Raw genomic sequence first — 6,423 nt, 5'->3', positions numbered from 1 at the left:
GGTCAGGCCTTCTTGCCGACGGCGGACTCCGCTGCCGAGACGACGTTCTCGACCGGCACCCCGGCCGCCTTGAGCGAGAACGCCTGCAGCAGGCTGTTCAGGTCGAGTCCCGTGAGGCCCTTGACGACCTCGGTGCCCTCGCCGAGCACCTTGCCGACCGTCTTGGTGAGCTCGGACGCCCCGTCGGTCGAGACGACCGTGAGCTTGTCGATCGACGCGATCGGCTCGGCGGCGGCCCGAACGATCTCGGGCAGGCGCATGATGATCTCCTGTGCGAGCGCGGCTTCGCCGTACTTCTGCAGGGCGAGCGCCTTCGCGTCGGTCGAGGCGGCCTCGGCGAGACCCTCGGCCTGGATGGCCGACGCACGCGCGTCGCCCTCGGCGCGGACACCCGCCGCGAGCGCGACCTGCTTGTCGCGCTCGGCTTCACCGGCGAACCGGACGGCGGTGGCCGAGGCCTCGGCGTCCTGCACGGCGGCGACCTTGTTCGCCTCGGCGATCTTGGTGCGCTTGTACGCGTCGGCCTCGGTCGCGGCGTTGGCCGCGTCGCGCTGAGCGGTCGCGCGCTGCACTTCGGCGTACGCCTCGGCCTCGGCGGGCTTTCGCACCTCGATGTCCAGGCGCTCCTGCGTCACGAGGGCCTGCTCGGTGAGCGCTTCGCGCTCCTGCACGGCGACGAGGCGATCCTGCTCGGCGGTCGCGAGCTGTCCCGAGGCCTGCGCCTCGGCGTTGGCGCGGTCGGTCTCGGCCTTGATCGAGGCCTGGCGCAGGCTCAGGGCCTTCTGGCGTTCGGCGATCTGCTCGGCGGCCTCGATGCGGGCGAACTCGCTCGCGCGCGATGCCTCGGCCTCGCTCACTTCGGCGACCTGGCGGGCGCGCGCCGCTTCGGCGCGGCCGAGGTTCGCGAGGTAGTCGCTGCCCGGCGTCGAGATGTCGCTGATGTTGAGCAGGTCGACCTGCAGGCCCTGCTCGACGAGATCCGCCTTCGTCTCGGCCACGACGCGGTCCGACAGACCCTTGCGGTCCGAGATGATCTGCTCGATCGTCATGTCGCCGATGATCGAGCGCAGCGACCCCTCGAGCGACTCCTTGATGATCTCGGTCAGCGCGTCCTGCTGCGACAGGAAGCGCTGCGCCGCACGACGCACTCCCTCTTCCGTGCCGGACACCTTGAAATTGATCGACGCCTTGATCGCGATCTTGATGCGGTTCTTGTCGACGCCCTCGACCGTGATGCCGATCTGGCGCTGCTCGAGCGAGATCGAGAACCCCTGCTGCAGGATCGGCCACACGAACGTGCGGCCGCCGATCACGACGCGCTGCCCGACACCGCTCTCGCCGGGCGCCGGTCGGCCGGCACCTCGTCCGACGATGACGAGCGCCTCGTTGGGGGGTACGCGCCGGATGCGCCGCGCGATGAAGGCGAGAAGCCCGAGCAGCGCCACGATGAGGGCGATGATCGCGACGACCTGGATGAGATCAGCGGGCATGATGTCCTTTCTGATGCTGCACCGCAGTCGGGCAGCGAAGCTGTGGCTAGTCCGCGACGACCTTGACGCGGGTGCCGGAGTGTTCGATGACGCGGATCCGCACGCCCTCGGGGATCTGCTGATCGGCGTACGCGAGGCGGCGCTCGATCTCGTGCGGACCGTCGAGGCTCACTTCGCCGCCCGCGGGTGAGATGGGCGACCGGCTGACGCCCGTGAGGCCGATGGCCGATGCGGGCGCGCCGTCGGAGCTCTTCGTGAGTCGGCGGATGGAGAAGACGGCGAGCGCGTACGCGGCGATCGCGAGCACCGCCGCGAGCGCGTAAGCCCACACCTGCTCGAGCCCGCTCGTCGTCGTGAGCACGCCCGATGCGCCGAAGACGACCGCGGCGACGCCGAGCGCCGTGCCCGAGATCGCACCGTCGCCGATGTCGAAGTGGTCGAAGATGTCGCCGAGGATGAGCGAGATGAGCAGGACGACGAGTCCGACTCCGCCGACGATCAAGAAGGGCAGCATGGCGGACTCTCCCGGTGCGGTGTGCGTGGCCTGACCCACCCTACCGACGCCGCGTCGCGGCGCGGGGAGCCTGTGGACAGATCCGGGCTACTTCTTCGCCGCCGCTTTCGCCGCACGCTTCGTCTCGCGGACCTTCGTGAGCGATTCGGGAGAGACGATATCGGCGACGCTGCGGAACGCGCCGTCTTCGCCGTAGGGGGCCGACGCCTCGCGCCAGCCGTCGCCCGTATACCCGTACTGCTTGCCCAGCAGTGCGAGGAAGATCTTCGCCTTCTGCTCGCCGAAGCCCGGGAGGGCCTTGAGACGCTTCAGGACCGTCGCGCCGTCCGGCGCGTCGCGCGTCCAGATGGCCGCGGCATCCCCGCCCCAGTCCGCCTCGAGGGCGGCGCACAGCGACTGCACGCGCGCGGCCATGGAGCCCGGGAACCGGTGCACGGCCGGAGTCTGGCGGAACAGCTCGACGAACGCCTCGGGATCGTATGCCGCGAGGGCACCCGCCTCGACCGTGCCGGCGCGCTCCTGGATCTTGAGCGGACCCGCGAACGCCGTCTCCATCGCGATCTGCTGGTCCAGCAGCATCCCGATCAGAAGAGCGAGCGAGTTGTCGGTGAGGAGTTCGTCGGCCGCGACGTCTCCGGTGATGTGCAGCGTCATGCCCCTCAGTCTCCCACCCCGCCCCGCCCGCTCGTGGCCTGCCGTCGAACCGTACGGCTCCCGTCGAACCCGACCGCGACGACGTCGGGTTCGACGGGTTCGGTACGGTTCGACACGGGGTGGGGTCGGGTGCGACCGGGATCGGGGCGAGCCGGAGTGCGAGGATGGACGGCGTGAACGACGCCGCGCCCCTCGAGAACCTCGCCGCGCACGCGCGTGACACGCACGTCGTCGTCATCGGCGGCGGGATCGCGGGGCTCGTCGCCGCCTACGAGTGCGCCAAAGTCGGCCTCGCCGTCACGGTGCTCGAGGCGCGTGAGGCGCCCGGCGGCGCTGTGCGCTCCGGTGCGGTGGGCGAGACCGAGCTCGATCTCGGCGCCGATGGCTACGCGCCGACCGGAGGCCACGTGCGCGCACTCGTCGACGAACTGGGCCTCGCCGACCGTGTGCGCTCCGAGGCGCCGACGACAGCGTGGGTCGCCGGGCTTCCCGCGGGCGCTGCGCCCCTGCCGCCCGACAACGTGCTCGGCATCCCCGCCAACGCGTGGGATCCCGCCGTCCGCCGCATCATCGGCTGGCGCGGCGCATGGCGGGCTTATCTCGACCGGCTGCGCCCGCCGCTCACGATCGGCCAGCAGCGCAATCTCGGCACCCTCGTGCGCGGCCGCATGGGTCCGCGCGTCGTCGAGCGGCTCGTCGCGCCGCTGAGCGTCGGCCGGCACGGGCTCGCCCCCGCCGACGTCGACGTCGAGCTGGCCGCTCCGGGCCTCAACACGGCGCTCACGCGCACGGGCTCGCTCTCGGGCGCTGTCGCGCAGCTGCGCGGTGCGGCGCCGGCAGGACCCGGCTACGAGACGATCGACGGCGGGATGCGTGTGCTCGTCGACGCCCTCGCGCAGCGGCTCGTCGAGCTCGGCGCCGACGTGCGCACCGCGGCCGAGGTCGTGCGGATCGATCGCGTATCCGGCGGCGGCTGGGACGTCGTGTGCGCCGGCGAGGAGGAGACCCGGATCGCGGCGGACGCGGTCGTCGTCGCCACCCCCGAGCACACCGCGCGTCTCCTGCTGGCGCGGCACGTCGAGGGTGTCGACGAGGCCGAAGCAAGGACCACGGACGTCGTCACGCTCGTGCTCGACGGTGTCCCCGACTCCGCGCGCGCCGCCGTCTATCCGCTTCCGGGCTCCCACGCCGCGTCATCGGTCGTCGACGTCACCGCCCGCTGGCCGTCGCTCGCGGGCGCCGTCGGGCCCGATGCGCGCGTCGTGCGCGTCACCCTGGCCGCCCCGCCCGCGGGCGACGACGACGCCGTCGCGGCGGCTGTCCACGCGGCATCCGCTCTGCTCGATCTGACCGAGCCGCGCGTGCGTGCCGCGCGACGCGAGCGGTTCGATACCGCCCCACCCCGTTCGGCGCGGGGCCGGATGGACCAGACGCAGCGCGTGCGCACGGTCGTGCACGCCGTCGACGGGCTCGCCGTCGTGGGCGCGTGGGTCTCGGGCAGCGGCCTCGCCCAGGTCGTGCCCGATGTCGTCGCCGAGGCTGAACGCGTGCGCCGTCGCGCCCTCTTCGGCAACGAACCGCTGCAGTGAGCGCGACCCGAGCCCGCTTGTCAAGGGTGGATGCCCGGAATGGAATACGGGACTACCCTGGTGACGTCAGCTGGCGCACCACCGAACGTGAGGAGACCCCATGAGGGGCAAGGCAGGACTCGTCGTCGGACTCGCCGTGGGCTACGTGCTCGGAACACGCGCGGGTCGCGAGCGATACGAGCAGATCAAGACGCAGTGGCTCAAGGTGTGGCACACCGACCCCGTGCAGAAGCAGGTCGAGAAGGTGACCACGTTCGCGAAGGAAGCCGCCATGGCGCTGCCCAGCACGCTGTGGAATTCCGCCGTCAAGGTGACCAAGGCCGCCTCCTCCGAAGGCACGCCGCGCGAAAAGGCCGACAAGGCCGTCGCCGCCGGAAAGGAAAGCGCCGAGGACGTCGCCAAGACGGTCAAGGCCTCCGCCAAGACCGCGAAGAAGGCCGCCGATGACGCCGTCGATGAGACGTCGGGGCGCGGCGGGGCCTGAGATGACGACACCCCGAGGATTCCGGGACCGTGCCGACGACAGCCTTCTGACGCTGCTCGGCGAGATCCCCGAGCTCATCCGCAACCTGGTGGTCGCCGAGATCGACGCCGGCAAGGCGTGGGTGCGGCGCACCGCGAAGGATGCGGGAATCGGCGCGGGCTGGCTCGCCGCCGCACTGTTCTTCCTGTTCTGGACGATCCCGGCGCTCGCCGCATTCGTCATCATCGGCTTGTCGTCGTGGTGGCCCGCGTGGCTGTCGGCCCTCGTCGTCTTCGGCGCGATGCTCCTGATCGCGATCTTCTTCGCGCTTCTGGGCATCCTGCGCTTCAAGAAGATCTCGGCGTCGAAGAACCCCGTGCAGTCCATCGGCGAAGACATCAAGGAGGTGCGCGATGAGCTCTAGCTCGCCCGTGCCGGTGCCGCGCACCGGCGTTCCGATCGGCATCGACGACCCGGTCGAGAAGGCACGCGCCGAGTTGAAGGCCGCGCTGGCGGCCATCGAGATCAAGGCGAACCTGCCGCGCCGCGTGAGCGAGGCGACCGAACGGACCGTCGCTCGGAGCCGCGCGTTCGCGCGTCGCAGCCCCGGCGCGGCGACGGCGGCGGTCGCGGCGGGAGCCGCACTGGTCGGCGCCGCGGTGTGGGGTCTGGTGCGTCTGTACACCCGCTGATCGAGCTTGCCGGGCGCCCCGCGGAGCCCTCCATGTGGTTCGGGGGGTATGCTCAGGGTCAGGCAGTGCAATGGTGCGGATGCTGCCGACGGCGCGAACCCGACTGAATCGCGCGTCGGCTGCCTCGACGACTGGGTGGCCGACTGAGTCCCACGAGAGTCCACCCACCCCATGAACACACCCACATCGTCCATCCAGGACAAGCCCCTCGCGGGCTGGCGCGTGCTCGTTCCGCGCGGCGGTCCGTGGGGCGACGGCGTCGCGGCGACGCTGCGGCGACAGGGCGCGACGCCCGTCATCGCGCCGCTCATCAACTTCGCACCGACGAACGACCCCGAGGGGCTCGATCAGGCGCTCGCCGACCTCGCGGCCGGCCGGTTCGACTGGCTGACCGTCACGAGTGCGACGACCGTCGATGTGCTCTACGCGTTCCGTGCCACGATCCCGTCGACGACGAAGGTCGCCGCCGTCGGCGAGACCACCGCTGCGGCGATGCTCGCGGTCGGCTACGGCGTGGATCTCGTCCCCGACGACGACAACTCCGCCGCGGGACTGGCCGAACAGCTCATCGCGATGGAGCCCGAGCCCCGCAAGATCCTCGCCCTGCGCAGCGAACTGGCCAAGCCCATGCTCACGCGCATGCTGACCGACGCGGGGCACGATGTGCGCAGCGTCGTGGCCTACCGCACGGTGGGGGTCCCCGTCACCGAGCGCATCGCGCACGATGTGCATTCCGGGCGCATCAACGCGATCCTCGTGACGAGCGGCTCGGTCGCCGAGCAGGTGCACGAGCAGTTCCCCGACATCCCCGACACGACCGTGATCGCCGCGATCGGCCCCCGCACGGCGAAGGACGCCCGCCGGGCCGGGCTCGCCGTCGACGTCGTCGCCGACACGCAGACCGTCGACGCGCTGATCGATGCGGTCGCGCGCTTCCCGCTTCCGCACGCCGCCGATGAGGTCGCTCCGCGCACGGGACTGTTCCCCGCCATCGGCCGCGAACGACGCGACTGAGGCCGCG

8 protein-coding genes are annotated in these 6,423 nt (G+C 71.4%); 5 read left to right on the top strand and 3 right to left on the bottom strand.

Features of this window, described 5'->3' with window-relative positions; translation table 11 throughout:
• Nucleotides 1-2: 2 nt before the first annotated feature.
• From ACFC3F_RS03845 to ACFC3F_RS03835, 3 genes are all read right to left on the bottom strand, one after another.
• On the bottom strand, nucleotides 3-1,490 hold the full coding sequence (locus tag ACFC3F_RS03845) for a flotillin family protein (protein ID WP_376126886.1): 1,488 nt from the start codon (nucleotides 1,488-1,490) through the stop codon (nucleotides 3-5).
• A 46-nt stretch (nucleotides 1,491-1,536) separates the two neighbouring features.
• Nucleotides 1,537-2,004, bottom strand: coding sequence for an NfeD family protein (locus tag ACFC3F_RS03840; protein WP_376126884.1), 468 nt, complete (start codon nucleotides 2,002-2,004; stop codon nucleotides 1,537-1,539).
• Nucleotides 2,005-2,091: 87 nt separating this feature from the next.
• Nucleotides 2,092-2,658 carry an HhH-GPD-type base excision DNA repair protein gene (locus ACFC3F_RS03835; protein WP_376126882.1) on the bottom strand — a complete coding sequence of 189 codons (567 nt, stop codon included), beginning with the start codon at nucleotides 2,656-2,658 and terminating at the stop codon, nucleotides 2,092-2,094.
• Between the two features lie 173 nt (nucleotides 2,659-2,831).
• Between ACFC3F_RS03835 and ACFC3F_RS03830 the strand changes: the two genes are divergently transcribed.
• From ACFC3F_RS03830 to ACFC3F_RS03810, 5 genes are all read left to right on the top strand, one after another.
• Entirely contained in the window at nucleotides 2,832-4,247 is a 1,416-nt protein-coding gene (locus ACFC3F_RS03830; RefSeq protein WP_376126880.1) for a protoporphyrinogen/coproporphyrinogen oxidase, read from the top strand.
• 100 nt (nucleotides 4,248-4,347) lie between these two features.
• Nucleotides 4,348-4,731, top strand: coding sequence for a hypothetical protein (locus ACFC3F_RS03825; RefSeq protein WP_376126878.1), 384 nt, complete (start codon nucleotides 4,348-4,350; stop codon nucleotides 4,729-4,731).
• Between the two features lies 1 nt (nucleotide 4,732).
• Nucleotides 4,733-5,134, top strand: coding sequence for a phage holin family protein (locus ACFC3F_RS03820; RefSeq protein ID WP_376126876.1), 402 nt, complete (start codon nucleotides 4,733-4,735; stop codon nucleotides 5,132-5,134).
• Nucleotides 5,124-5,402 carry a hypothetical protein gene (locus ACFC3F_RS03815; protein ID WP_376126874.1) on the top strand — a complete coding sequence of 93 codons (279 nt, stop codon included), beginning with the start codon at nucleotides 5,124-5,126 and terminating at the stop codon, nucleotides 5,400-5,402. Before ACFC3F_RS03820 ends, ACFC3F_RS03815 begins: the two co-directional genes overlap by 11 nt.
• Nucleotides 5,403-5,573: 171 nt before the next feature.
• The gene (locus tag ACFC3F_RS03810) at nucleotides 5,574-6,416 is read left to right on the top strand and encodes a uroporphyrinogen-III synthase (protein ID WP_376126872.1); all 843 of its coding nucleotides are present in this window, start codon (nucleotides 5,574-5,576) and stop codon (nucleotides 6,414-6,416) included.
• Nucleotides 6,417-6,423: the final 7 nt, after the last annotated feature.

It is taken from the genome of Microbacterium sp. NPDC055910 (assembly GCF_042271185.1).
Lineage (GTDB): Bacteria > Actinomycetota > Actinomycetes > Actinomycetales > Microbacteriaceae > Microbacterium.
This window is presented reverse-complemented; position numbering and strand designations above follow the sequence as displayed.